This window comes from Frigoribacterium sp. R86507 (genome assembly GCF_044597695.1).
In the GTDB taxonomy this organism is placed as follows: Bacteria; Actinomycetota; Actinomycetes; order Actinomycetales; family Microbacteriaceae; genus Frigoribacterium.
This window is the reverse complement of record NZ_CP139002.1, coordinates 1,463,554-1,489,285: the sequence shown is the minus strand read 5'-3', so window position 1 is coordinate 1,489,285 and position 25,732 is coordinate 1,463,554. Positions and strand designations below refer to the sequence as shown.

The following is a 25,732-nucleotide window of genomic DNA, read 5'->3' as shown; positions in this document are numbered from 1 at the left end:
TGGCTCGCGGGCGGACGCCCGGCGAACGGGTCGGTGGGTGCCGGCTCAGGCCCCGTCGCCGGGGGCGTCGCGCAGCCGGGCGGCGTTCATGCGGTCGAGCTGCGTGCCCTTGACGAGGCAGTAGGTCCAGATCGCGACGAACAGGGCGGCCACGACGAACATGACCGGGTCGAGGAACCCGCAGGCCACCAGGCCGAGCTGGACGAGCCAGCCGAGGGCGACGCCCCAGCGCCAGCGCAGGGTCTGCGAGATCAGGAGCGTCAGCACGATCGCGCCGAGGCCCGCGCCCCAGGCGACACCGGCCGGCAGCAGCTGCCGACCGAAGACCACGAGGGTGACGAAGAACAGCGTCATGGCCTCGAGGACGAGGACGATCGAGAGCAGGCTCTCGGCCGCACCACGACGTCGACGGGGGCGAGGGGTCCGACCGCCGGCGCCGGCGCCCCCTCCGGCGGGAGGCGGCGCGGTCGTCACGAGAGCCCCTCGGGCTGCTGCGACAGGGCGATGACGTCGCCGACCAGCGTGATCGAACCCGTCACGACGACGCCGCCGGGCTCGTCGCCCTCGACCTCGTCGGCCAGGTCGCGCGCCGTGCGGAGGGCCGCCACGAGGTCGGTCTCGACGACGACGCGGTCCGCGCCCACGACGCCCACCGCGATGGCGGCGAGCTCGTCGGCGTCGATCGCCCGGTCGGACTGCGAGCTGGTCACGACGAACTGGGTGACCGTGGGCGCCAGGGCGCGGACGATGCCCGCGGCGTCCTTGTCGGCCAGCACGCTGAGCACCGCGACGACGCCGCCGAACTGGAAGTAGTCGTCGAGCGCCTTGGCCAGGGCGCGGGCGCCGTGCGGGTTGTGCGCGGCGTCGACCAGGATCGTCGGCTCGTTGGCCACGATCTGCAGGCGACCGGGAGAGGTCGCGCTCGCGAGTCCCTCGGCGAGGACCTCGTGGTCGAGCGGCTGCGACCCGCCGCCGAGGAAGGACTCGACGGCCGCGACCGCCACGGCCGCGTTCTGGGCCTGGTGGTCACCGAACTGCGGCAGCAGCAGGTCGTCGTAGCGACCGGCGAGCCCGCGGATGGTGACGACCTGGCCGCCGACCGCGACGGTGGTCGACTCGACGCCGAAGGCGGTGCCCTCGACCGCGAGCGACCCCTCGCTCAGCTCGACGGCGCGTGCGAGCTCGGCCAGTGCCTCGGGGGTCTGCGACGCCGAGACGACGGCGGCGGTGGGCTTGACGATGCCGGCCTTGGTGCGGGCGATCTCGGCCACGGTCGAGCCGAGTCGGTTCTGGTGGTCGAGCGCGATCGGGGTGAAGACGGCGACCTGGCCGTCGGCCACGTTCGTGCTGTCCCATTCGCCTCCCATGCCGACCTCGAGCACGACCACGTCGGCGGGGGCGTCGGCGAAGCAGGCGAAGGCGAGCACCGTCAGGGCCTCGAAGAAGGTCAGGGCGGGCTCGCCCGAGGCCTCGAGGTCGGTGTCCACCATGGTCAGGTAGGGCTGGATGTCGTCCCAGTTGGCGACCAGGCGCTCGTCGCTGATCGGTTCGCCGTCGATCACGATGCGCTCGTTGAGGCGCACGAGGTGTGGGCTCGTCATCAAGCCGGTGCGCAGGCCGTGCGCCCGCAGGATGCTCTCGATCATGCGGCTGGTCGACGTCTTGCCGTTGGTGCCCGTGAGGTGGATCACCGGGTAGGCCCGCTGCGGGTCGCCGAGCAGCTCGACGGCGCGCCGGGTCGGTTCGAGCCGGGGCTGCGGGGCCTGCTCGCCGATGCGCGCCGTCAGCTCGTCGGAGACGCGCTGCGCGCCGGCCGCGAACTCACCCCCGCGGTCGTCCGCGGCTTCGCCGGTGCGGTCGTTCTTCTTGGGTGTCATGCGCGTCGTACCTCCACGACGACGGCCGAGCCGGGGCCCGATCCGACGACGGTCTTCTCGGGCCTCTCGCCGACGCCCTCGTGGACGTCGACGATCAACTCGGTGGTCAGGGTCTCGCGAGAGATCAGCTCCCGGTGCGCCTCGACGGCGGCGGCCGCGACGGCGTCGGTCGTGAGCGTCGTCGTGATGCGGTCGGACACGTCGAGGTCGGCGACCTTGCGGGCCTGCTGGACGGCGCGGACGACGTCACGAGCCAGGCCCTCGGCCTCGAGCTCGGGCGTGGTCGCGGTGTCGAGCAGCACGAAGCCGCCGTCGCCGACGAAGGCGAGGGCGCTCGACGCGTCCGCGACCGCCAGCTCGAGGGTGAACTCGCCCGGCAGCAGCTCGACACCGCCGACGACGACGTTCTCGCCCGCGGGCTGCCAGTCGCCCTTCTTGGCCGCGGGGATGACCTGCTGCACCTGCTTGCCGATGCGGGGGCCGGCGGCCCGGGCATTCACGGTGAGCTTGCGGGTGACGCCGTACTCGCCGAGGCTCTCCTCGGTCAGGCGGGTCACGACGACCTGCTTGACGTTGAGTTCGTCGCGCACGATGTCGGCGAACGCCTCGAGGCCCGCCGGGTCGGGCGTGACGACCGTCAGACGGGCCAGCGGCAGACGGACGCGCAGACCCTGCGCCTTGCGCAGCGCCAGACCGCTCGACGCGACGGCGCGGACGGCGTCCATCGAGGCCACGAGGGCGTCGTCGGCCGGGAACGCCGAGGCGTCGGGCCAGTCGGTCAGGTGCACCGAGCGACCCCCGGTGAGGCCCTTGTAGACCTCGTCCGCGACGAGCGGTGCGAGCGGGGCCGCGACCCGCGTGAGCGTCTCGAGCACCGTGAAGAGGGTGTCGAACGCGTCGACGTCGTCGCCCGACCAGAACCGGTCGCGCGAGCGCCGGACGTACCAGTTGGTCAGCACGTCGGCGAAGTCGCGCAGCGTCGCGGTGGCCCGCGGCGTGTCGAGGGCGTCGAGCGCGGCCTCGACGTCGGAGACCAGGAGGCGCGTCTTTGCGAGCAGGTAGCGGTCGAGGACGTCGCTCGAGTCGGTTCGCCACTGCGCGTCGTAACCGGGGGCGGCGTGACGACCCGCGCCTCCGGACGCGGCGTTGGCGTAGAGCGAGAAGAAGTACCAGGTGCTCCAGAGCGGCAGCAGGAACTGCCGGACGCCTTCGCGGATGCCCTCTTCGGTGACGACGAGGTTGCCGCCGCGGATCACCGAGCTCGACATGAGGAACCAACGCATGGCGTCGGCCCCGTCGCGGTCGAACACCTCGCTGACGTCCGGGTAGTTGCGCAGGCTCTTCGACATCTTCTGGCCGTCGGAGCCGAGCACGATGCCGTGGCTGACCACGTTCGAGAAGGCCGGACGGTCGAACAGCGCGGTGGACAGCGTGTGCAGCGTGTAGAACCAGCCGCGGGTCTGACCGATGTACTCGACGATGAAGTCGGCCGGGCTGTGCTCGTCGAACCACTGCTGGTTCTCGAACGGGTAGTGCACCTGGGCGAACGGCATCGAGCCGCTGTCGAACCAGACGTCGAGGACGTCCTCGATGCGGCGCATGGTGCTCTGCCCGGTCGGGTCGTCGGGGTTCGGGCGGGTGAGCTCGTCGATGTAGGGGCGGTGCAGGTCGGGCTCGCCGTCGGCGTTCAGCGGGAGGCGACCGAAGTCGGCCTCCATCTCGGCCAGCGAGCCGTAGACGTCGACGCGCGGGTAGGCGGGGTCGTCGCTCTTCCACACCGGGATCGGAGAACCCCAGTAGCGGTTGCGCGAGATCGACCAGTCGCGGGCGTTGCCGACCCATTTGCCGAACTGGCCGTCCTTGACGTTGTCGGGCACCCAGGTGATCTGCTGGTTCAGTTCGCCCATGCGGTCGCGGAACTCGGTGACGCGCACGAACCAGCTCGACACCGCTTTGTAGATCAGGGGGTTGCGGCAACGCCAGCAGTGCGGGTAGCTGTGCTCGTAGCTGGCGAGGCGCAGCAGGCGACCGTCGGCGCGGAGGCGCTGCACGAGCGGCTTGTTGGCCTCGAAGACCTGCAGGCCGGCGACGCCCAGCTCGTCGAACATCGGCAGGAAGCGCCCCCCGTCGTCGACCGAGACGATCACGGGGATGCCGGCGGCGGCACAGACCAGCTGGTCGTCCTCGCCGTAGGCCGGGGCCTGGTGCACGATGCCGGTGCCCTCACCCGTGGCGACGTAGTCGGCGACCAGCAGGCGCCAGGCGTTCTCGGTGCCCCAGGCTTCGGTGTCGGCGTAGACGTCCCAGATGCGGTCGTACTCGACGCCCTCGAGCTCGGCACCGGTGAAGGTCGCGGTGACGGCGGCCTGGGCGGCCTCGGCGGACTCGTAGCCCAGGTCGCGCGCGTAGGCACCGAGCGTGTCGGCGGCGAGCAGGAACACGCTGCCGGTCAGCAGCTCTTGGTCACCGGTGCGCTCGCCCGGCAGCAGGGCGTGGGGTACGGCGACGTAGTCGATGGCCGGCCCCACGGCGAGCGCCATGTTGGTCGGGAGGGTCCACGGGGTGGTCGTCCAGGCCAGCGCCTCGACGCCGGTCAGGCCGAGCGCCTCGGCCTTGGCGCCGACGAGCGGGAAGGCGACCGTGACCGTCTGGTCCTGGCGGTTCTTGTAGACGTCGTCGTCCATGCGCAGCTCGTGGTTCGACAGGGGGGTCTGGTCGTGCCAGCAGTACGGCAGCACCCGGAAGCCCTCGTACGCGAGGCCCTTGTCGTGCAGCTGCTTGAAGGCCCAGACGACGCTCTCCATGTAGTCGACGTCGAGGGTCTTATAGTCGTGGTCGAAGTCGACCCAGCGCGCCTGGCGGGTGACGTACTGCTGCCACTCGTCGGTGTACTGCAGCACCGACTTGCGGGCGGCGGCGTTGAAGACGTCGATGCCCATGTCGTCAATCTCGTGCTTCTCGGTCAGCCCGAGCTGGCGCATCGCCTCGAGCTCGGCGGGCAGCCCGTGGGTGTCCCAGCCGAAGCGTCGGTGCACCTGCTTGCCGCGCATGGTCTGGTACCGCGGGAACACGTCCTTGGCGTAGCCCGTCAGCAGGTGGCCGTAGTGCGGCAACCCGTTGGCGAACGGCGGGCCGTCGTAGAAGACCCACTCGTCGCAGCCCTCGCGGGCCCGGATCGACTCGGCGAAGGTGTCGTCGCGCTTCCAGAAGGCGAGGACGCCGGTCTCGATCTCGGGGAAGCGCGGCGAGGCGGGGACGCCGGTGGCGTCGGAACCCTTGGGGTAGGTCATCGGTTCTCCAGGTCGTGCGGTGGGTCGCCCCCGCTGCACTGGCCGAGGGACCTTCTGACCACGAGGACGCCGTCCGGGTGCCTGACCCGGGTGGCGCGGTACCACCCCGCTTGCCGCCGTCGTCGCCCTCTCGGACGGTGACCGCGACCGCTCTGCTGCGGCTGTGACGGGCCTGCCCCGCCCGGTTCTACCGACGACCACCGGGCCGTGGCCCGCCGGTCGCTTTCTTCCGGGTGCTCCCCGGTGATGGCCGGATCGATGCGTGGTCGATCCTACCGTCAGAGCCGGGGAGGCGCGAGGCCGTCCCGAGGAGCAGGATCGAGGCCATGTCCTCCACCCCGTCGGCCCCACCGGCCAAGCCCGAGAGCACGGTCACCGTGATCGTGGCGTTCCTCGCCAACCTGCTGATCGCCGTCGCGAAGACGGTCGCCGCCTTCCTGACGGGGTCGGCGTCGATGGTCGCCGAGTCGGCGCACTCGTGGGCGGACACGGGCAACGAGGTCTTCCTCTTCATCGCCGACAAGCGCGGCGTCAAGCGCCGGGACGACGCGCACCCTCTCGGCTACGGCAAGGAGACGTACGTCTGGTCGATGTTCGCCGCCTTCGGCCTGTTCACCGTCGGCGCCGTCGTGTCGATCCAGCACGGCATCTCGCAGTTGACCGCCGAGGAGGAGGCGGAGGACTACCTGATCAACTACGTCGTCCTCGCGATCGCCTTCGCGCTCGAGGGCACGTCGTTCCTGCAGGCCTTCCGCCAGGCCCGCGGCTCGGCGGCCGAGCGGCAGGTGCCGACGCTGCGTCATGTGCTGCGCAGCTCGAACTCGACGCTGCGGGCGGTGTTCGCCGAGGACGCGGCGGCCCTAATCGGCCTGCTGATCGCCTTTCTCGGCATCTTCCTGCACCAGGTCACCGGGTCGGCGGTGTTCGACGCGATCGGTTCGATCGCCGTCGGCGTGCTGCTGGGCGTGGTCGCGCTGGTGCTGATCGACCGCAACCGGCGGTTCCTCGTCGGCGAGAGCCCCTCGGACGAACTCGAGTCGACCGTGCTCGAACGCCTGCTGGCCCGACCCGAGATCGAGCGGGTCACCTACCTGCACACCGAGTTCGTCGGACCGGGCCGGCTCTACCTGGTCGCCGCCGTCGACATGACGGGCGACGACAGCGAGGAGCACGTGGCCGTGGCCCTCCGCCGCGTGGAGCGCGAGCTCGAGCAGCACGACGCGGTGGAGGAGGCGGTGCTGACCCTGGCTACGCCCGACGAACCGAGCCTGCAGCCGCGTCGCTGACGCGCCGTCCGCGACGGCGGACCAGGGCGAGCGCGGCCGCCCCGAGCCCGATCGCCAGGACGCCGCCGGCCAGCCACGGACCCACGCCGTCGTCACCCGTGAAGGCGAGGGAGGCGGTGGTCGCGGTGGCCGTCGGAACCACGAGCGTGAAGGTCACCACGTCGCTCGGGGCGGACATGGTCGGGAAGAAGGAGAGGTCTCCGGTCAGCGCGAAGGCGGCGAACGAGTACGTCCCCGGGCCGACCAGGCTCTGGGTCGTCGTCCAGGTCCCGTCGGCAGCGACGACGATCGGGGCCAGGCCGGCGACGAGCGGCTCGAACTCGCCGTCGCCGTCGCCGTCGCTCTCTCCGCGGGCAGCCGCGGCGTAGCGGTCGATGGCGGCTCGTCCGTCGTCGAAGTACCCGTAGATCGCGATCGCGCTGCCGGGCGTGCCGGTGCCGCTGACGGTGAACTCGAGCGGGGACGCGCCCGCGCCCTGGCTGCGGTCGGGTCGACCGACGACGGTGCTGCCCTGGGCTGGCGACGTCACGACCGGAGCAGCGGCGGGTGCGGCAGCGGGCGGCACGACGTCGACGACGACCGAGACGTAGCTCGAGGGCAGCGCCGTCACGAAGCCGTCGGCGTCGACCGTGAGCTGTCGGATCGAGACGCGCCACGTGCCGTACGGCCGGTAGCCGGCCTCGGTCCAGGTACCGTCGGCCTTCACCACGGCGGGCTCGTAGTCGTAGCCGTAGGAGACGTCGGGGTCGATCCCGTCGAGGTCGAGGTCGATGATCGCGCCGGGCGTGCCCGTGCCCGTGATCTCGATGGCCCCCGTGTCGAAGTCGCCGGAGGTGTAGGGGATGCCCTCGACGACGCTGCCGTCGCCGGGCGTCGAGATCGTGGGAGCGGCGTTGGTCGGCAGCCCTGCCACGACGACCGTGCGCTCGATCACGCCCAGCTCGGCACCGTCGGCCCCCGTCACCTGGACGGTGACGGTGTACGACTCAGCGGTCGAGACCGCCGGGAGCGAGACGGCCTCGGCGAAGGTCCCGTCGACGACGGGCACCACGACCCCGGAGCCGTCGTCGGACGACGTCACGACCACCCGGCTGCCCGTCGGAGCCGTTCCCTCGACGCGCACCCCGGCGGACACCAGCACCTGCCCCTGGGCCGGGCTGGTGACGGCGAAGGCCGGCTCGACGGCGGCCTCGGCCGTCGGGACCTCGGCGGCGGTCGGCGGCGTCGTCGCGGCGTCCGCGGTCGGCGTGGAGGCCACCGCATCGTCGGCGGCGGCAGCGGGCTCGTCAACCACGGGGGCCTCCGTCTCGACGTCGCCGGGCTCGTCGTCGGGAGCCCGCTCCGGGGTCGCGGGCGGGGCGGGCGCCTCGGCCGGGGCGGTCTCGTCGACCGGCACCGCGCCTCCGACGCTCTGCTCGACGGGAGCCGGAGCGGCGGATGCCGCCGGCGCTGCCATCAGGAGTCCCCCCAAGGCGATGGCGACGACGGTCGGCAGCGCCACGGCGGCCGACAGGTTGTTCTTCATGGTCTTCTCCCTCGTGTGGGCCGATGCTGACGCGGCGCTCTCGCCCCACCCCCGGGCCCCGCGAGGTGGCCGCTGAAAGGACCACCGCCCCGGGACGACGAGGAGGCGGTGGTCGACCGGGCAGGAAGGGTACCTGCCCGTCCGGCCCGGGGCGACCACCGCCTCCTGCCTGGTGCTGGTTCGGCGTGCCAGAGGCACGCTCGCGACTACGAGAGCGTCGTCACGTCGGACTCCGTGGCGGAGCGTCGGCGCAGGCGCGCCACGACGAGGCCGAGGGCGCCCAAGGCGATCGCGAGCCCGCCGCCCACGAGAGACCGGGTCGCGTCGTCGGAGCCGGTGTAGGCCAACGATCCGCCGGTCGCGGGACGCACGGCGCTGCCGGTGCCCGCGGGGGTGACGGCAGTCGCGGCACGGACCTCGAAGGTCAGCGTGGTCGTCTCGGACGCGCTGGGGTTCTGCAGGCTCGAGTCGTACTGGTACACCGTGACGTCGTAGACCCCAGCCGGCAGCTCCTGCTCGGCGGCCGACCAGCGCCCGTCGGCACCGACGAGGAGCGGAGCGCCGCCCGCCCCGTCGAAGTAGGCGTAGGTGCCGTCCTCGTCGCGGGGCTCGGCGTACGCGACGACCGGATACCCCGGCTGCCCCGTCCCCGCCAGCGTGACGGGCGCGCCGTCACGGCCGCCGGGGACGACGAGGGTCGAGCCGTTGCCCGGGGTGGTGACGACGGGGGCGCTCGTCACGACGTCGCTCGACGGCACCACGGTGATGACGGGCGAGTAGTTCAGTCCCGAGTTGTAGCGGGGGAAGGTGCCGGGCTCGTCGCTGACCTGGCGCACGGCGATGCGGTACTGGCCGGGCGTGATCGCGAACGAGTGTGCCCACTTCCCGTCGGCGTACTCCTCGGGACGCACGACCTCGAAGGTCGTCGAGCGGTCGACGCTGACGAGGCTGATCTCGGCGCGGTAGAGGGTGCCGGTGGTGCCGTTGACGAAGACCTCGGCGTATTCGACACCGTCGTCGGACACGATGTCGGCGACCCACTTCTCGTCGCTCTCCTGGTCGACGACGCCCCATTGCGGGAGCACCTGGGCGATGACGACGATGCGCCGCTCGGCGGAGGGTGCGGACTCCTCGCTCGTGGCGGCGCCGTCGGCGTCGACCGTGTGCTGGGTGGCCGTGTAGACCGACGTTCCCGCCGAGATGCGGACGGACGCCGACCACCGGCCGTCCGCCCCGACGACGACGGAGACGTCGGGGTCGACGGCGTCCGTGACCTCGTCCGCCCGGGCGAAGTCGAGGCTGACGACGGCGCCGGCGAGGCCGGTGCCGGTGAAGGTCAGCGGGACGTCGGTGTCGGTCGCCCCCTGTGCGCGGGTCACCTCGTAGAGACCGATGGTCCCGCCGTCGAGGACGGGTGCATCGGGAGCAGGCGCGAGCGCAGCGGCGGCGATCTCTTCGTCGGCGGCGGGAGCAGCGGCGTCCGGAGCCGCGGCCCCGTCGGCGACGGGCGCGGCGTCGGGCTCGACCGGCTCCGCCGTCGGCGCGTCGGCGACCGGGACGTCGGTGGGCGGCACATCGGCGGGCGCCGGTGCTGCGGGGGCGGCGGACGCCGCGGGCGAGGGAGCCTCGGCAGGCGCGGCCGCCCCGACCGGTGCCGTTCCGGGCGCGGCCACGTCGACCGGCACCTCCGTTGTGCCGGTGACCGGCAGGTCCGCCGCCGAGGCGGAGACCGAGGTCACGACGACGCCCCCCAGGGCGATGGAGACGACTGCGGAGGTCGCGAGGAGCGCCTCCCAGGGCTTGTTCATGGTGGTCCTGTCCTGTGAGCCGGGCGTGTCGACAACGCCCCCCGACTCACCCCCGGACGCTGCTCCCGCAGCCCTTCGAGCGGCGATGACCCGAACCTATCGGTTCGCTCGCCGAACAGACGAGCAGAACTCACCAGTTCATCCGTCCCTCCGCCCGAGTCCATCCGCCTGACGTGCACGCGTCATCCTCGAGGATGACGCGCCCCGGGCCCACGGTCTTCGGCAAGGTGGCGGAGATACCCTGGAGTCGTGCGTTCGTTGATCCGGCTGGCCAAGGCCCACCCCTCCGCCCTGCGCTTCCTCGTGGTCGGCGGCATCGGCTTCGTCATCACCATGGTGATCAACTACGGCTTGAAGCTCTTCGTCATCCCCCAGCACCCGGTCACCGCCCTGGCCGTCGGCACGATCATCGCGACCGTCGTCTCGTACGTCATGAACAAGAAGTGGTCGTTCGACGACCGCGGGGATCGCCACACCGGCTACGAGATGTTCCTCTTCGTGATCGTCAGCGTCATCGGCATCGGCCTCAACTCGGCGCCCCTCTACCTCTCTCGCTACGGCTTCCACCTCGAGGTGCCGAACGTCACGCGCACCCACCAAGAGGTAGCGGACTTCGTCAGCGGCCCCGTGATCGGCACCATGATCGCGATGGTCTTCCGCTACTGGGCCATGAACAAGTGGGTCTTCCCCAAGCGCGCCGAGCTCGTCGACGTGCTCTCCCCCACGTCGCCGTCGACCTCGTCCAACCCGACCGTCTGACCCGACCGTCTAGGCCGAGCGCGCCTCCCGGGTGTCGAGTCCGTCCGCGACCGGCCCTACGGCCGCCGCGACGACCGGCCCGAGGGGCCCGCGCGAGACACCGGCCCGTGCCCAGGTCGAGATCGCGGCCGCCGCGGCGGCGATCAAGGCCGATCCGACCACCTGAGCCGACAGGTCCGACCGATCGCGGCCCGAGCGCTCGGCGACGTACGACGCGACGGCCCCCTGCTGGCGCACGAACCGGACGGCGGCGGACGCGACCAGGTCGTCGCCCAGAGCCATCGCCTCGGACTGGGTCAGCGCCCAGGGCACGCGCTCGGGGTCGTGGGCCTCGGCGAGCGCCACGAGCGCGGCCTCGACCGCGCGGACCGGAGAGAGCCCCGAGGAGGCGCGCAGCAGGTCCCCGAGTCCGGCGAGGCTCTGGTCGAGGTCGAGCCAGAAGAGGTCGGACTTGGCCTCGAAGTAGTTGAAGAACGTGCCGCGGCTGACGCCGGCCCGGCGGGCGATGTCGTCGACGGTCGTCCCGGCGTAGCCGTTCTCGAGGAACAGCTCGGCGGCCGCGTCGGCCAGCATCTCGGCGGACGAGCGGCGTGGTCGACCGACCGGCCGTCGGGCGCGGGTCGGGCCTGGTCCATCTGACATGGCCACCATCATGCCGCTAGACTCGACGGCGCACTTGTTGCACCCGGTCCACGAATGCTGTCCTCTACTCGGCGTCGTCGGATCAGACCCGACGTCCCGTCACTCCCCACGCCCGGAGCCCCATGCGCAGCCGCCTGCCCGTCCTGATCGCCGCCACCGCCGTCGCGAGCCTCGTGCTCGCCGGCTGCACGAGCGGCGGCGACCCCGACGCCTCGTCCACCCCGATCTCCGGGGGCACGCTCACCTACGCCTCGGGCGACGCCGAACCGACCTGCCTCGACCCCCACGTCGGCGGCAACTACCCGCAGGCGCTCGTGTCGACGCAGTACCTCGAGTCGCTCGTGTCGAAGGACGCCGACGGTGACGTCGTCCCGTGGCTGGCCGACTCCTGGCAGGAAGCCTCCGACGGTCTCAGCTGGACCTTCACGCTGAAGGACGGTGTGACCTTCACCGACGGCACGCCGTTCGACGCCGCCGCCGTGGCGGCCAACGTCGCCCACCTCCAGGACCCCACGACGCTGTCGTCGACCGGGTACCTCGCCCTCGGCAAGGTCACGGGCGTCGAGGCGGTCGACGCCCGCACGGCACGCTTCGACCTGAGCGAGCCCGACAGCGCCCTCCTCGAGTCCCTCTCACAGCCCTGGCTGGCCATGGAGTCGCCCGAGGCCCTGACCCGCAGCCAAGAGGTCAACTGCGAGTCGCCGGTCGGCACCGGCCCGTTCGTGGTCGACTCGTGGACCAAGCAGCAGCAGGTTGTCCTCACCCGCAACGACGACTACAGCTCGCCGCCGGCCGACGCCGGGCACCAGGGGCCCGCCTACCTCGACGAGATCGTCTGGCGGTTCATCCCCGACTCGGCGTCGCGCTACGCCGCGCTGCAGGCCGGCCAGGTCGACGTGATCGACAACGCGCAACCCGACACCCTGGTCGCCGCGGCGAAGGACGACTCGCTCGACGAGATCGACGCCCCGCGCCCGGGCGCCTCCAACCGCATCGAGCTCAACGCCGGCAAGGCGCCCTTCGACGACCCGAGCGTCCGCGAGGCGTTCATCCGCGGCGTCGACGTCGACTCGGGCATCGACTCGCTCTTCTTCGGGACGGCGAAGCGGTCGTACAGCCCGCTGTCGAGCGTGGAACCGCTGGCGTTCTCCGACGAGTCGCTCTTCGACGTCGACGCCGACGCGGCGAACGACCTGCTCGACCGGGCCGGGTGGACCACCCGCGACGCGGACGGTTTCCGCACGAAGGACGGCGTACGCCTCGCCGCGACGTTCCCGGTCAGCACGAACCAGTCGATCCCCGCCGAGCAGTCGCTCTTCGAGCAGGTCCAGGCCGGTGCGAAGGACCTCGGTTTCGACGTCACCCTCGAGCCCCTCGACCTCTCCAGCTGGTACGGCGCCCTCGCCGCGAACGAGTACGACCTGGTGAGTGCGCCGTACACGAAGGTCGGCCCCGACGTGCTGCGCATCCTCTACGACAGCGACGGCATCACCCCGGCCCCGAGCGGCTACTTCGCCAACCTGTCGCAGACGAGCGACCCGGCCCTCGACGACCTGTTGACCCGCGCCTCCGAGACGAGCGACGCCGACGAGCGCGCCGATCTCTACCAGCAGGCGCAGCAGATCATCCTCGAGGGGTGGCACGTCCTGCCGCTGTACGACCAGCAGAACCACTACCTGGTGCGCTCGGCCGTCCAGGGCGTCCGCGCCCTGCCGCCCGTCCAGGCGCCGACGATGTACGACGCGTACAAGGCGAGCTGACCGGGTGGGTCCGGGGCGGTGGCGACGGGCGGGTCGGTGGCTCGTCGGCCGCCTGCTCGGTGCGGTCTTCGTGCTCTGGGCCGTCGCGACGCTCATCTTCTTCGCCATCAGGCTCGTCCCCGGCGACCCGGCCGAGGCGATCCTCGGCGGTCCGGGGTCGCAGGCGTCGGCCGAGGCGCTCGTCACTGTCCGCCGCCAGTACGGCCTCGACCAGCCGCTGCTCGTCCAGTACCTCGCGCAGCTCGGGCGGCTCGCCACGGGCGACCTCGGCACCTCGTACTCGCTGCGCACCGACGTCGGCCGGTTGCTGCTCGACCAGTTGCCGGGCACGATCGGCCTGGCCCTGCTGGCCCTGGTCGTGGCCTGGCTGCTGGCGGTCGCGACGGCCTGGTGGGCGACCCTCAGCGGTCGGATCGCCTCGGCGGTGTCGTCGGGGCTCGAGGTCGTCGCCTCGGCCGTGCCGCACTTCTGGCTGGCGAGCCTGCTCATCCTGGTCTTCAGCACCGAGCTCGGGCTTCTTCCCCCGGTGAGCACGGGCACCCCCGCGGGGCTCGTCCTGCCGGTCGTCACGCTCGCGATCCCCGTCGCGGGGTTCCTCGGCCAGGTGACCCGCGACTCGCTCCTCGACGCCGCAGCCACACCGTTCGCCCTCTCGGCTCGCGCCCGGGGCGAGGGCCCGTCGGGACTCTTCGTCCGCCACCTGCTCCGACACGCGGCCCTGCCCGGGCTCGCCCTGTCGGGTTGGGCGTTCGGTTCACTCCTCAGCGGCGCGGTCGTGGTCGAGTCGGTCTTCGCCCGACCGGGCCTCGGCCGCACCCTGCTCGGGGCGGTCACACTGCGTGACATCCCGCTCGTGACCGGCGTCGCCCTCGTCTCGGCCCTCGCCTACGTCGTCGTGGTGGCGCTCGGCGACCTGGCCGAGCGCGCGGTCGACCCGAGAGGACGCGCGGCATGACCGTGCTGCCCGACCTGCCCCGGGGCGCCCACCCGACCCGCGCCTCCTCGTCCCGCGCCGTCCGGCGTCGCCTCCCCCTCCGACCGGCGGAACTCGTCGCAGCCGTCCTGCTGCTGGGCGTGGTTCTCATGGCCGTCGCGCCGGGCCTGCTGGCACCCGCCGATCCGCTCGCCGTGTCACCGACCGACGCGTTCGCCGGTCCGTCACCCGCGCACCCGTTCGGCACCGACGAGTCGGGGCGAGGCGTGTGGACCCGCGTCGTCCACGGGGCCGGCGCCTCGCTGACGATCGGGCTCGTCGCCACGCTGATCGGCACGGGGCTGGGTGTGGCCCTCGGCGTCCTGGCGGGCCTCGGCGGTCGCGGCCTCGTCGGCCGGGCGACCGACGCGGGCGTGAGTCGCGTGCTCGAGGTCCTCTTCGCCCTGCCCGGCCTGCTGCTGGCACTCGTCGTCATCGCGTTCACCGGACCCGGGGCCGTGCCGGCGACGATCGCCGTCGGCCTCGCGACCGCCCCCGGGTACGCCCGCATCGTCCGCAGCCAGGTGGCGGCCGTCCGCCGGTCGCCCATGGTCGAGGCCGCGACCGTGCTCGGTCGCCGCCCCGGGGTCGTCCTGCTGCGCCACGTGCTGCCGAACGCCCTCGCCCCCGTCGTCGTGCTCGCCACGCTGGGCCTCGGTCAGGCCGTGGTCTGGGCCTCGTCGCTCAGCTACCTCGGGCTGGGGTCGCCGCCCCCGGCGCCCGAGTGGGGCGCGATGCTCTCGGCCGGGCGCACGTACCTCGCGGTCGCCTGGTGGATGACCGTCTTCCCGGGGCTGGCCGTCGTGGTGACGGCGGCGTCGGCCACGGTGCTGGGGCGCGGTCTGGCACGACGTGGACGAGGAGGACGGCGATGACCACGGACCCGCCGCCGACCGGCGCCGCTCTCGGCGACCTCCACCGCGCCTCCTCGGACGACCTCGTCGTCGACCGCCTGCACGTCGCGTTCGACGGGGTGACCGCCGTCGACGACGTGTCGTTCTCGCTGCGTCCCGGTGAATGCGTGGCCCTGGTCGGTGAGTCCGGCTCGGGCAAGAGCGTGACCGCCCGGGCCCTGCTCGGACTGACCGGTGGCACGGTGACGGCCGACACCCTGCGACTCGGTGACGACGACCTGCTCACGCTGACCGAACGGCGCTGGCGTCGGCTGCGCGGACCGCGCATCGGGCTCGTGCTGCAGGACGCCCTGGTCTCGCTCGACCCCCTTCGCCCGGTCGGCCGTGAGATCGACGACGCCCTACGACTGCACACGCGACTCTCGCCGACCGCGCGTCGGGCCCGTGTGCTCGAGGTCCTCGCCGAGGTCGGCATGCCCGACCCCGAGGTGCGCCGTGGCCTGCGGTCGGGCGAGCTCTCGGGAGGGCTGCGGCAGCGGGCGCTCATCGCCGCGGCCCTCTCCCTGCGGCCCGGCCTGATCGTCGCCGACGAGCCCACCACCGCCCTGGACGCCGAGGTGCAGCGCCTCGTCGTGGACCGGCTCGCCGCCCTGCGCGACACGGGCACGGCCGTCCTCGCGATCAGTCACGACCTCGGGGTCGTGCGCCGCCTCGCCGACCGCGTCGTCGTGATGCGCGACGGGCGCGTGGTCGAGCAGGGCGCCACGGCGACCGTGCTCGACTCGCCGAGGGCCGACTACACGCGCATGCTCCTGGCCGCGCTGCCGGGTGGGGCCCCGCGGGGTCGGCGCCTGTCCGCGCCCGTGACGCCCGCCGGCCCCGACACCGGAGGCGCACCCGCGTCGACGACGCCGGTCGCCTCCGGCACACCCCGGTCAGGAGGCGCGGGCGGCCCGTCGACGCCCGTCACGTCGGCGACTCCCCCGCCCGGCCCCGTCCTCGTGGCGTTGGGCCTGCGCCGTGTCTTCGCGGGGCGCCGAGGGCCGGACCGGGTCGCCGTGGACGACGTCTCGCTCTCGCTGCGGGCCGGCGAGACGCTCGGCCTGGTCGGAGCGTCGGGCTCGGGCAAGACGACGACGGCCCGCCTGCTGCTCGGCCTCGACGATCCCGACGCCGGAACGGTCGACCTGCTCGGCATGCCCTGGGCCCCGGCGCGCGAGCGTGATCGCCGTCCCCGCCGCGGCGACCTCGGGGCCGTCTACCAGGACCCCGCGAGCTCGTTCGACCCGCGCGTCACGGTCGGCCGCCTGCTGGCCGACGCGCTGACGTCGGGCCGCAGCACGCGCGTCGGCCCCGTCGAGCCCGAGGTCGTCGCCCTGCTGGCACGGGTCGGACTCGACGCCGACACGGTGGCGCGACGGCCCGACACGTTGTCCGGCGGTCAACGGCAGCGGGTGGCGATCGCGCGCGCCCTGGCCCCGCGGCCCCGCGTGATCGTCTGCGACGAGCCGGTCTCGGCGCTCGACGTCTCGGTACAGGCCCAGGTGCTCGACCTGCTGGACGATCTGCAGCGACAGGACGGGCTCGCCTACGTCTTCATCTCGCACGACCTGGACGTCGTCGAGCACATGTCCGACCGGGTCGCCGTCATGCACGAGGGCCGGATCGTCGAGCAGGGCCGCACGGCGGACGTGTTCGGCGCCCCGCAGCACGCCCACACCCGCGCTCTGCTCGCCGCTCGCCCCTGACCCCGCCCGACCGGCCCGGCCGGATGACACGACGTGCCGCTCACCTCCGAAGGTGAGCGGCACGTCGTGTCGTCTCGAACGCGGAGGGTGGGACTAGGGACGGGCGCGGCGGGCGGCGTCGGCCTCGGCGGCCTTCGGGTCGACCACGTCGATCAGCCCGGACTGCGCCCACTCGAGCGCCCAGTCCGACTTCGCGACGTCGCTCGACTCGTCGGCGTAGGCCTCGACCAGTTCGCGCGCCTCGTCGTCGGTCGCGACCGACGGGCCCGAGCCGAGCAGCGGCTCGTTGGCGGTCTCCTTCGTGAACCACACGGCGACGAGGCCGATCACGGCCGCGGCCATCAGGTAGAAGGCGGGGATGTCGTGGGCCCACGAGAAGCCCTTGCCCTCGCCCCAGACGACCAGCGCCTCGGTGGCCAGGGGCGTGGTGCCGCCGAACAGCGAGACCGACACGTTGAACGCGATGGCCAGGGCGCCGTAGCGGATGATCGTCGGGAACAACGCGGGCAGCGTCGACGGCATGGTCGACGTGAACGTGACGAGCACTAGGCCGAGCACCAGCAGGCCGACGAAGACGAGCGGCGTGCTCTCGGACTGCACGAGCTTGAGGGCCGGCCACGACAGCACCAGGAACCCGATGCAGCCGGCGAACAGCACGGGACGTCGCCCGAACCGGTCGCTCAGCCGCCCACTGAACGTGATGACGATCATCATCAGGACCATCACGACGATCACGAGCAGCAGCCCCGAGGTCGCGCTGCGGCCGAGCGTGTTGGTGAGGTAGGTCGGCATGTACGACAGGAGCATGTAGTCGGTCACGTTGAAGACCAGCACCAGGCCGATGCAGACGATCAGCGCACGCCAGTTCTCGGCGAAGAGCTTCACGAACGGCACCTTGACGTGCTCGCGTCCGGCGGCTTCTTCCTGCTGCTTCTGGAACGCCGGCGTCTCCTCGAGCTTGAGGCGCAGGTAGAGCCCGATCAGGCCGAGCGGCCCGGCGATCAGGAACGGGATGCGCCACCCCCAGGCGAGCAGCGCCTCCTCGCTCATGCCGAGCTGCAGACCGGTGACCAGCGAGGCACCGAGAACGTAGCCGGCGAGCGTGCCGAACTCGAGCCACGAGCCCATGAAGCCGCGGCGCTTGTCGGGCGAGTACTCCGCGATGAACGTGGCCGCGCCTCCGTACTCGCCACCGGTCGAGAAGCCCTGCAGGAGGCGCGCCAGCAGCAGCAGGACGGGCGCCCAGAGGCCGATGGTCGCGTACGACGGGATCAGGCCGATGGCGAGCGTCCCCGCGGCCATGAGGATCATCGTGAGCGCGAGCACCTTCTGGCGTCCGATGCGGTCGCCGAGCGGGCCGAAGAACGCGCCGCCGATCGGGCGCACGATGAAGGCGGCGGTGAACGTGCCGAAGGTGAACAGGATGTTCAACGCGTCGTTGCCCGGCGGGAAGAACACCTGGGCGATCGTCGTCGTGATGTAGGCGTAGACGCCGAAGTCGAACCACTCCATGGCGTTGCCGAGGGCGGCGGCGCTGACCGCGCGCTTGAGCAGACCCTCTTCGACGACGGTGACGTCGTCGGTGGTGAGCTTCCGGCGGGCGGGATTCTTGCTGTCGTTCTTCTTGGCTGACATCGGATGAGGCCTCCAGGTCGTCGGGCGGTGGCAGTCGACCCCAGCGTCGGCAAAAAACCGGTCGAGCCTAGCAGAACCGCCATGTCAGTACCAGTGCAGCGTGCGCAGGGGTGCAGCGGGCGCAGCGCCCAGGAGGCGCGGTGGCGGTTCCCGAGGAGCCCTCGCGAGGGTGCGTACACTGGTCGGAGTCCCACAACCAGGCACCTCCCCACCGACACGGTGCCGTCCACAGAACCGGAGAAGACCATGACGTCAGCGATGCCCGAGAAGCCCGCCCTCGAAGGACTCGAGGCCCGTTGGGGTCAGGTCTGGGAGGCCGACCGCACCTACCGCTTCGACCGCACCGACGCGACCCGCGCCTCCGTGTTCTCGGTCGACACCCCGCCGCCGACCGCCTCGGGCAGCCTGCACATCGGCCACGTGTTCAGCTACACGCACACCGACGTCAAGGCCCGGTTCGAGCGCATGCGCGGCAAGCGGGTGTTCTACCCGATGGGCTGGGACGACAACGGCCTGCCGACCGAGCGTCGCGTGCAGAACTTCTACGGCGTGCGTTGCGACCCGTCGCTGCCCTACGACGCGGACTTCACCCCGCCCTTCGAGGGTGGCGACAACAAGTCGTCGAAGGCCGCCGACCAGGTGCCGATCTCGCGTCGCAACTTCATCGAGCTGTGCGAGCGCCTCACGGTGGAGGACGAGAAGCAGTTCGAGGACGTCTGGCGGAAGCTCGGCCTCTCGGTCGACTGGACCCAGAGCTACCGCACCATCGACGACGACTCGCAGGCCATCGCGCAGAAGGCCTTCCTCCGCAACCTGGCCCGCGGCGAGGCCTACCAGGCCGACGCGCCCACGCTCTGGGACGTCACGTTCCGCACGGCCGTGGCCCAGGCCGAGCTCGAGGACAAAGAGATGCCCGGGGCGTACCACAAGCTCGCCTTCCACCGCACCGACGGCCAGGGCGACGTGCTGATCGACACCACGCGGCCCGAGCTCCTGCCGGCCTGCGTGGCCCTCGTCGCGCACCCCGACGACGAGCGCTACCAGGCTCTGTTCGGCACGACCGTGCGCTCGCCCCTGTTCGACGTCGAGGTGCCCGTGGTGGCCCACCACCTCGCCCAGCCCGACAAGGGCTCCGGCATCGCCATGGTCTGCACCTTCGGCGACACCAACGACGTGGTCTGGTGGCGCGAGCTGCAGCTGCCGAACCGCGCCGTGATCGGCTTCGACGGCCGCTTCGTCAGCGAGGCCCCCGAGGCGATCACGTCCGAGGCGGGACGCGCCTCCTATGCCCAGCTGGCCGGCAAGACGGTGTTCAGCGCCAAGCAGTCCGTGGTCGAGCAGTTGACCGCGTCGGGCGAGCTCGTGGGCGAGATCCGTAAGATCTCGCACCCCGTGAAGTTCTTCGAGAAGGGCGACAAGCCGCTCGAGATCGTCTCGACCCGCCAGTGGTACGTCGTCAACGGCGCCCGCGACGAGCAGCTCAAGGGTTCGCTGCTCGAGCGCGGCGGCCAGGTGGCGTTCCACCCCGACTTCATGCGCGTCCGCTACGACAACTGGGTCAACGGCCTGAACGGTGACTGGCTGATCTCGCGCCAGCGGTTCTTCGGCGTGCCGATCCCCGTCTGGTACCCGCTCGACGGCGACGGCAACCCCGTCTTCGACGAGGTGATCGTGCCCACCGAGGCACAACTGCCCATCGACCCGGCGTCCCAGGCGGCCCCCGGCTACGACGAGTCGCAGCGCGGCGTGCCCGGCGGCTTCGTCGGCGAGGTCGACGTGATGGACACGTGGGCGACCTCGTCGCTCACCCCGCAGCTGGCCGGCGGGTGGGAGCGCGACCCCGAGCTGTTCGACCTCGTGTTCCCCTACGACGTGCGCCCCCAGGGTCAGGACATCATCCGCACCTGGCTGTTCTCGACGATGCTCCGGTCGCAGCTCGAGTCGGGCACCGTGCCGTGGAAGAACGCGTCGATCTCGGGCTTCATCGTCGACCCCGACCGCAAGAAGATGTCGAAGTCGAAGGGCAACGTGGTCACCCCGGCCGCCATGCTCGACGACCACGGCTCGGACTCGGTGCGCTACTGGGCGGCGTCGAGCCGGCTGGGCACCGACGCGGCGTTCGACCCGCAGAACCCCAAGCAGATCAAGATCGGCCGCCGTCTGGCGATCAAGGTGCTCAACGCAGCCAAGTTCGTGTACTCGTTCGAGCTGCCCTCGGGTGAGTTCGAGATCACCCAGCCGCTCGACCGCGACCTGCTCGCGTCGTTCGCCGCCGTGATCGAGACCGCGACCGAGGCGCTCGAGGGCTACGACCACGCCCGGGCGCTCGAGACGACCGAGAAGTTCTTCTGGACGTTCTGCGACGACTACCTCGAGCTCGTGAAGGAGCGCGCCTACGGTGCCACCACGCCGGCCGAGCAGGCCTCGGCCGTGCTCGCGCTGCGCACGGTGCTCGAGGGCCTGCTGCGGCTGCTCGCGCCCTACCTGCCGTTCGCCACCGAAGAGGTCTGGTCCTGGACGCACGACGACTCGGTGCACCGGGCCGCGTGGCCGACCGTCGACGAACTCGGCCTCACCGAGGGCGAGACCTCGTCCGGTCTCGTCGGCCTCGTCGGTCAGGCCCTGATCTTCGTGCGCCGGGCCAAGTCCGACGCCAAGGCCTCGCAGAAGACCCCGGTCGCCTCGGCCGTCATCACGGGCCCCTCGGCCCAGCTCGAGCTCGTGAAGCTCGCGGCGGGTGACCTCGCGGCGGTGGGCAAGATCGCCGAGCTGTCCTTCGCCGAGGGCGACGAGCTGGCGGTCGGTGACATCGTGTTCGCCGAGGTGCCGGCCGACGCCGGTGCAGCCGGTTCGGGCTCCGGTGTGGGCACCGCTGCCGCTCCTGCCCCGACGGCGGGTGCCTGATGCAGCTCGGCACGCGGTGGAGCGTGGGAGGCGCGGCTCCGGCCGACCTACCCGCCGCGGTCCTCGGGGCGGTCGCGCAGGTCGAGCGTGAACTCGCCGACCAGAAGGTCGACGCGACGTCCTGGCGCTGGACGCTCACCTGGCTCGAGCACCGCCCCGTCGTCGAGCTCGACGACGGCACGGTCATCCGGGTCGACGCCGTCACCGGCGAGGCCCGCATCCACGAGCCCGTCGACGCCGAGGGCGACGACGACTAGCGCCACGTCGGCCGAGATGTCATGACATGCCGCTCACCTCCGGAGGTGAGCGGCATGTCGTGCTTCCTCGATCACTCGCCGGCCGCCGGTCGCCGGTCGCCGGCTGTCGGTCGTGGTCAGGCGCGGGCGAGCAGCTCGCCGTGCGGCATGATCAACCAGCCGTCGGGGGCGTCGCGCCAGGTGTGCCAGGCGTCGGCGATCGCGTGCAGCTCGTCGTGCGTGGCCGCGCCCTTCTCGATCGCGTCGGCGTAGAACGCCGACTCCGTCGCCCGGGCCGCCCAGCTGTCGCCCCACCAGGTGCGGTCCTCGTCGGAGGCGAAGCACCACACGGAGGCGCTGCTCGCGACCTCGACGAAGCCCGCCTCGAGCGCCCAGCCCTTGAGGCGCCTCCCCGCGTCGGGTTCGCCGCCGTTGCCGCGGTGCACGGCCTGGTAGACGTCCATCCACCGGTCGAGACCGGGGTTCTCGGGGGCCCAGACGCAGCCGTGGTAGTCGACGTCGCGGACGGCCACGACTCCCCCTGGGCGGGTCACCCGACGCATCTCGCGCAGGGCGGCCACCGGGTCGCCCACGTGCTGCAGCACCTGGTGCGCGTGGACGACGTCGAACGCGTCGTCGTCGAACGGCAGCGCGAACAGGTCGGCCGTCTCGAAGTGGACGTTGTGCAGCCCGGCCTCGACCGCGAGGGACGTCGCCTGTTCGACGATGCCAGCTGCGGCGTCGATGCCGATCACCCGACCGGGCGCGACGCGTCCGGCGATGTCGACGGTGATGGTCCCCGGCCCCGAGCCGACGTCGAGGACGCTGACCCCGGGCACGAGGTGCGGCTCGAGGTACGCGGCCGAGTTCTCGACCGTCCGCCACGAGTGGCTGCGCAGCACGCTCTCGTGGTGGCCGTGGGTGTACCGGGCGTGCGTCTCGGGGCGTTCGCTCATGCGGCGACCCTAGCGCGCCTCCTAGTGTGGGCTGATGACGAACCCGTTCCTCTCCCCCAGCACGCTGCCGTATTCGCTGCCGCCGTTCGCGAGCATCACCGACGACGACTACGGCCCCGCGTTCGAGGCCGGGTTCGCCGAGCAGCTGGCCGAGGTCGAGGTCATCGCGACCGACCCGGCCGAGCCGACCTTCGAGAACACGGTCGCCGCCCTCGAACGCAGCGGCGCCACGCTCACCCGCGTCGAGCACGTCTTCTTCAACAAGACCTCGTCGGACTCGACCGAGGCCACCGACGCCCTCGAACTCGAGCTGGCCCCGCGGCTCGCGGCACACGCCGATGCCATCCGCCTCGACCCGCGTCTCTTCGCCCGACTCCGCAGCGTGCACGAGCGCCGAGACGCCCTCGACCTGACCGCCGAGCAGCGCTACCTCGTCGAGCGACTCGTCGCCGAGGCCACACGCTCGGGGGCTGCCCTCGGCGACGACGACAAAGACCGCCTGCGTGACCTCAACGGTCGGCTCTCGACCCTGACGACGCGGTTCGAGAAGAACCTGCTGGCCGACACGAACGACCTCGCCGTCGTGGTCGACGACGTCGCCGAACTCGACGGACTCGACCCGGGGGCGATCGCCGCCGCCGCCGAGGCAGCCCGAGAGCGTGGGCTCGAGGGTCGCTACGTCATCACCCTAGTGTTGTTCAGCGGCCACCCCTACCTGGCGAGCCTGACCGACGAGGCCTTGCGCGATCGCATCATGCAGGCGTCGCTGTCGCGCGGACGCCGCGGAGGCGAGCACGACAACCGCGAGCTCGTGCTCGAGATCGCTCGACTGCGGGCCGAGCGGGCCGAGCTGCTCGGGTTCCGGTCGCACGCCGCCTACGTCACGGCGGGCGAGACCGCGGGCACCCCCGAGGCGGTGGCCGACCTGCTCGGGCGACTCGCGCCTCCTGCCGCCCGCAACGCGCGCGCCGAACAGGCCGAGCTCGAGCGCGTCGCCGGCCGCACGATCCGGGCCTCGGACTGGGCCTTCTACGCCGAACGCGTACGCACCGAGAAGCACGACGTCGACACGGCCGCGATGCGCCCGTACTTCGAGGCCGAGCGCGTGCTGCACGACGGCGTCTTCTTCGCCGCGGGGCTGCTCTACGGCCTGCGGTTCGCCGAGCGCCCCGACCTGGTCGCGTACCACCCCGACGCGCGAGTCTTCGAGGTGACCGACGCCGACGGCGGCGAGGTCGGCCTCTACGTGCTCGACCTGTACACGCGCGACAGCAAGCGCGGCGGGGCCTGGATGAACCCGCTCGTCTCGCAGTCCGCCCTGACCGGCCTGCCGACGGTGGTGGTCAACAACCTCAACGTGCCGAAACCGCCGGCCGGCCAGCCGACCCTGCTGACGCTCGACGAGGTGACGACGTTCTTCCACGAGTTCGGGCACGCCCTGCACGGTCTCGTCGCCCGAGTGACCTACCCGAGTTTCTCGGGCACGAACGTCTTCCGCGACTTCGTCGAGTTCCCCAGTCAGGTGAACGAGATGTGGATGCTCTGGCCCGAGGTGCTCGCGAACTACGCCGTGCACCACGAGACCGGCGAGCGGCTCCCGCAGCCTCTGGTCGACGCGCTCATCGCCTCGCAGGGGTTCAACCAGGGCTTCGAGACTGGCGAGTACCTCGCTGCTGCGTTGCTCGACCAGGCGTGGCACGCGTTGTCGTCGGCCGAGGCCGCAGCGGTCACCGACGTCGAGGCGTTCGAGCAGGAGGCGCTGGCCGCGGTGGGCCTCGACCTCGCGTCGGTCCCCACCCGCTACTCGAGCACGTACTTCGCCCACACCTTCTCGGGCGGCTACGACGCCGGCTACTACTCGTACATCTGGAGCGAGGTGCTCGACGCCGACACGGTCGAGTGGTTCGAGCAGAACGGCGGGCTCACCCGCGAGAACGGTGACCGGTTCCGTTCACGCCTGCTGGGCGTCGGCGGCTCGAAGGACCCGCTCGAGGCCTACCGCGACTTCCGCGGTCGGGACGCCCGGGTCGAGCCCTTGCTGGCACGCCGCGGCCTCGCCTGACACCGCGTCGACTGACGCGGCCTCGCCTGACGCGAGAACGCCCCCGCCGAACCGGCGGGGGCGTTCTGACGTCGCTGCTAGGCGGACTTCTCGGTGCGCTGTTCGACGAGGCGCGGCACGATCGTGGGCGCGGCGTTCTCGAGCACCGAGGCCCGAGTGATGACGACTCGACCGACGGTGTCGTCCGACGGGACGTCGAACATGATCGGACCGAGGACCTCTTCGAGGATGGCGCGGAGCCCGCGGGCGCCGGTCTGACGCAGGACGGCCAGGTCGGCGATCGCCTCGAGAGCGCCGCGATCGAACTCGAGCTCGACCCCGTCGATCTCGAACATGCGCTGGTACTGCCGCACGAGGGCGTTCTTCGGCTCGGTGAGGATCTGCATCAAGGCGGGCTGGTCGAGCTGCGTGACCGTGGTGACCACGGGCAGACGACCGATGAACTCGGGGATCAGGCCGAACTTGTGCAGGTCTTCGGGCAGAACCTCGCTGAAGAGGGCTGCTTCGTCTTCTTTGCTGTGCAACGGGGCACCGAAACCGATGCCGCGTTTGCCGGCGCGGTTCGAGATGATGTCTTCGAGCCCGGCGAACGCCCCGGCGACGATGAAGAGCACGTTGGTCGTGTCGACCTGGATGAACTCTTGGTGGGGGTGCTTGCGGCCACCTTGCGGCGGCACCGAGGCGACGGTGCCCTCGAGGATCTTGAGCAGCGCCTGTTGCACGCCCTCGCCCGAGACGTCACGCGTGATCGACGGGTTCTCGGCCTTGCGGGCGATCTTGTCGATCTCGTCGATGTAGATGATGCCGGTCTCGGCCCGCTTGACGTCGTAGTCGGCGGCCTGGATCAGCTTGAGCAGGATGTTCTCGACGTCTTCGCCGACGTAACCGGCCTCGGTGAGCGCCGTGGCGTCGGCGACGGCGAACGGCACGTTGAGTCGTTTGGCGAGGGTCTGGGCCAGATAGGTCTTGCCGCAGCCGGTCGGGCCGATCAAGAGGATGTTCGACTTCGAGATCTCGACCTCGTCGGCGAGCGACTCGGCGGCCGTGAGGGTCGAGGCGGCACGGATGCGCTTGTAGTGGTTGTAGACGGCCACCGAGAGCGCACGCTTCGCCGCGTCCTGCCCGATCACGTACTCTTCGAGGAACGAGTAGATCTCGCGGGGCTTGGGCAGGTCGAACTCGCTCGCGGGCTCGTCCCCGGCCTCGGCGAGGCGCTCTTCGATGATCTCGTTGCAGAGCTCGACGCACTCGTCGCAGATGTAGACGCCGGGACCGGCGATCAACTGCTGGACCTGCTTCTGGCTCTTGCCGCAGAACGAGCACTTGAGCAGATCGGCACTCTCACCTATGCGCGCCATGCTCGGCCTCCCTGATTGGCTGAGGTCGTCGACCGGGACCGGTCGCCTCGTGCAACGAG

At 71.7% G+C, this 25,732-nt stretch carries 18 protein-coding genes; 9 read left to right on the top strand and 9 right to left on the bottom strand.

Annotated features, from left to right (window positions below; genetic code table 11):
• Positions 1-45: 45 nt before the first annotated feature.
• From SJY14_RS07115 to ileS, 3 genes are read right to left on the bottom strand one after another with little or no spacing between them, the layout of a single operon-like run.
• Positions 46-474, bottom strand: coding sequence for a DUF4233 domain-containing protein (locus SJY14_RS07115; RefSeq protein ID WP_396600163.1), 429 nt, complete (start codon positions 472-474; stop codon positions 46-48).
• On the bottom strand, positions 471-1,877 hold the full coding sequence (locus SJY14_RS07110) for a folylpolyglutamate synthase/dihydrofolate synthase family protein (RefSeq protein WP_083396433.1): 1,407 nt from the start codon (positions 1,875-1,877) through the stop codon (positions 471-473). The genes SJY14_RS07115 and SJY14_RS07110 overlap by 4 nt, the downstream gene beginning before the upstream one ends.
• Complete coding sequence (ileS, locus tag SJY14_RS07105) at positions 1,874-5,167, bottom strand: isoleucine--tRNA ligase (protein WP_396600162.1); 3,294 nt, start codon at positions 5,165-5,167, stop codon at positions 1,874-1,876. The genes SJY14_RS07110 and ileS overlap by 4 nt, the downstream gene beginning before the upstream one ends.
• Positions 5,168-5,493: 326 nt before the next feature.
• On the opposite strand from ileS, the gene SJY14_RS07100 reads away from it, so the two are divergent.
• The gene (locus SJY14_RS07100; RefSeq protein ID WP_396600161.1) at positions 5,494-6,453 is read left to right on the top strand and encodes a cation diffusion facilitator family transporter; all 960 of its coding nucleotides are present in this window, start codon (positions 5,494-5,496) and stop codon (positions 6,451-6,453) included.
• Here the strand turns inward: SJY14_RS07100 and SJY14_RS07095 are convergent.
• Positions 6,416-7,978 (bottom strand): hypothetical protein, encoded by a 1,563-nt coding sequence (locus SJY14_RS07095; protein WP_396600160.1) that lies wholly within the window; start codon positions 7,976-7,978, stop codon positions 6,416-6,418. The genes SJY14_RS07100 and SJY14_RS07095 overlap by 38 nt on opposite strands.
• 206 nt (positions 7,979-8,184) lie before the next feature.
• Positions 8,185-9,786, bottom strand: coding sequence for a hypothetical protein (locus tag SJY14_RS07090; RefSeq protein ID WP_396600159.1), 1,602 nt, complete (start codon positions 9,784-9,786; stop codon positions 8,185-8,187).
• A gap of 249 nt (positions 9,787-10,035) precedes the next feature.
• Between SJY14_RS07090 and SJY14_RS07085 the strand changes: the two genes are divergently transcribed.
• Entirely contained in the window at positions 10,036-10,545 is a 510-nt protein-coding gene (locus tag SJY14_RS07085; protein WP_396600158.1) for a GtrA family protein, read from the top strand.
• A gap of 9 nt (positions 10,546-10,554) precedes the next feature.
• Here the strand turns inward: SJY14_RS07085 and SJY14_RS07080 are convergent, their stop codons facing one another.
• Positions 10,555-11,187, bottom strand: coding sequence for a TetR/AcrR family transcriptional regulator (locus tag SJY14_RS07080; RefSeq protein WP_396600157.1), 633 nt, complete (start codon positions 11,185-11,187; stop codon positions 10,555-10,557).
• Between the two features lie 122 nt (positions 11,188-11,309).
• Between SJY14_RS07080 and SJY14_RS07075 the strand changes: the two genes are divergently transcribed.
• From SJY14_RS07075 to SJY14_RS07060, 4 genes are read left to right on the top strand one after another with little or no spacing between them, the layout of a single operon-like run.
• Entirely contained in the window at positions 11,310-12,947 is a 1,638-nt protein-coding gene (locus SJY14_RS07075) for an ABC transporter substrate-binding protein (protein WP_071256631.1), read from the top strand.
• A gap of 4 nt (positions 12,948-12,951) precedes the next feature.
• Positions 12,952-13,902, top strand: a complete 951-nt coding sequence (locus SJY14_RS07070; RefSeq protein ID WP_071256632.1) for an ABC transporter permease — start codon at positions 12,952-12,954, stop codon at positions 13,900-13,902.
• Entirely contained in the window at positions 13,899-14,795 is an 897-nt protein-coding gene (locus tag SJY14_RS07065) for an ABC transporter permease (RefSeq protein WP_083396435.1), read from the top strand. Before SJY14_RS07070 ends, SJY14_RS07065 begins: the two co-directional genes overlap by 4 nt.
• Positions 14,792-16,522 carry an ABC transporter ATP-binding protein gene (locus SJY14_RS07060; RefSeq protein ID WP_083396436.1) on the top strand — a complete coding sequence of 577 codons (1,731 nt, stop codon included), beginning with the start codon at positions 14,792-14,794 and terminating at the stop codon, positions 16,520-16,522. Before SJY14_RS07065 ends, SJY14_RS07060 begins: the two co-directional genes overlap by 4 nt.
• Positions 16,523-16,615: 93 nt before the next feature.
• Here SJY14_RS07060 and proP read toward each other — a convergent pair whose 3' ends face one another.
• On the bottom strand, positions 16,616-18,157 hold the full coding sequence (gene proP / locus SJY14_RS07055; RefSeq protein WP_071256633.1) for a glycine betaine/L-proline transporter ProP: 1,542 nt from the start codon (positions 18,155-18,157) through the stop codon (positions 16,616-16,618).
• Between the two features lie 246 nt (positions 18,158-18,403).
• Between proP and valS the strand changes: the two genes are divergently transcribed.
• A complete protein-coding gene (gene valS / locus SJY14_RS07050; protein WP_396600156.1) occupies positions 18,404-21,061 on the top strand; it encodes a valine--tRNA ligase in 2,658 nt (885 codons plus the stop codon).
• The gene (locus SJY14_RS07045) at positions 21,061-21,318 is read left to right on the top strand and encodes a hypothetical protein (protein WP_055973718.1); all 258 of its coding nucleotides are present in this window, start codon (positions 21,061-21,063) and stop codon (positions 21,316-21,318) included. Before valS ends, SJY14_RS07045 begins: the two co-directional genes overlap by 1 nt.
• A gap of 116 nt (positions 21,319-21,434) precedes the next feature.
• Here SJY14_RS07045 and SJY14_RS07040 read toward each other — a convergent pair whose 3' ends face one another.
• The gene (locus SJY14_RS07040; protein WP_071256635.1) at positions 21,435-22,253 is read right to left on the bottom strand and encodes a methyltransferase domain-containing protein; all 819 of its coding nucleotides are present in this window, start codon (positions 22,251-22,253) and stop codon (positions 21,435-21,437) included.
• A 34-nt stretch (positions 22,254-22,287) separates the two neighbouring features.
• Between SJY14_RS07040 and SJY14_RS07035 the strand changes: the two genes are divergently transcribed.
• Positions 22,288-24,315: a M3 family metallopeptidase gene (locus SJY14_RS07035; protein WP_396600155.1), complete on the top strand. Its 2,028-nt coding sequence runs from the start codon at positions 22,288-22,290 to the stop codon at positions 24,313-24,315.
• Between the two features lie 77 nt (positions 24,316-24,392).
• Here SJY14_RS07035 and clpX read toward each other — a convergent pair whose 3' ends face one another.
• The gene (gene clpX, locus SJY14_RS07030) at positions 24,393-25,673 is read right to left on the bottom strand and encodes an ATP-dependent Clp protease ATP-binding subunit ClpX (RefSeq protein ID WP_043597039.1); all 1,281 of its coding nucleotides are present in this window, start codon (positions 25,671-25,673) and stop codon (positions 24,393-24,395) included.
• Positions 25,674-25,732 lie beyond the last annotated feature (59 nt).

What these genes read in the sequence shown, in the direction of transcription:
- SJY14_RS07065 (WP_083396435.1), top strand. Translation starts at nt 13,899, where the DNA reads ATGACCGTGCTGCCCGACCTGCCCCGGGGCGCCCACCCGACCCGCGCC.
- ileS (WP_396600162.1), bottom strand. Translation starts at nt 5,167, where the DNA reads ATGACCTACCCCAAGGGTTCCGACGCCACCGGCGTCCCCGCCTCGCCG.
- SJY14_RS07100 (WP_396600161.1), top strand. Translation starts at nt 5,494, where the DNA reads ATGTCCTCCACCCCGTCGGCCCCACCGGCCAAGCCCGAGAGCACGGTC.
- SJY14_RS07080 (WP_396600157.1), bottom strand. Translation starts at nt 11,187, where the DNA reads ATGTCAGATGGACCAGGCCCGACCCGCGCCCGACGGCCGGTCGGTCGA.
- proP (WP_071256633.1), bottom strand. Translation starts at nt 18,157, where the DNA reads ATGTCAGCCAAGAAGAACGACAGCAAGAATCCCGCCCGCCGGAAGCTC.
- SJY14_RS07040 (WP_071256635.1), bottom strand. Translation starts at nt 22,253, where the DNA reads ATGAGCGAACGCCCCGAGACGCACGCCCGGTACACCCACGGCCACCAC.
- SJY14_RS07060 (WP_083396436.1), top strand. Translation starts at nt 14,792, where the DNA reads ATGACCACGGACCCGCCGCCGACCGGCGCCGCTCTCGGCGACCTCCAC.
- valS (WP_396600156.1), top strand. Translation starts at nt 18,404, where the DNA reads ATGACGTCAGCGATGCCCGAGAAGCCCGCCCTCGAAGGACTCGAGGCC.
- SJY14_RS07035 (WP_396600155.1), top strand. Translation starts at nt 22,288, where the DNA reads ATGACGAACCCGTTCCTCTCCCCCAGCACGCTGCCGTATTCGCTGCCG.
- SJY14_RS07095 (WP_396600160.1), bottom strand. Translation starts at nt 7,978, where the DNA reads ATGAAGAACAACCTGTCGGCCGCCGTGGCGCTGCCGACCGTCGTCGCC.
- SJY14_RS07045 (WP_055973718.1), top strand. Translation starts at nt 21,061, where the DNA reads ATGCAGCTCGGCACGCGGTGGAGCGTGGGAGGCGCGGCTCCGGCCGAC.
- SJY14_RS07110 (WP_083396433.1), bottom strand. Translation starts at nt 1,877, where the DNA reads ATGACACCCAAGAAGAACGACCGCACCGGCGAAGCCGCGGACGACCGC.
- SJY14_RS07075 (WP_071256631.1), top strand. Translation starts at nt 11,310, where the DNA reads ATGCGCAGCCGCCTGCCCGTCCTGATCGCCGCCACCGCCGTCGCGAGC.
- SJY14_RS07090 (WP_396600159.1), bottom strand. Translation starts at nt 9,786, where the DNA reads ATGAACAAGCCCTGGGAGGCGCTCCTCGCGACCTCCGCAGTCGTCTCC.
- clpX (WP_043597039.1), bottom strand. Translation starts at nt 25,673, where the DNA reads ATGGCGCGCATAGGTGAGAGTGCCGATCTGCTCAAGTGCTCGTTCTGC.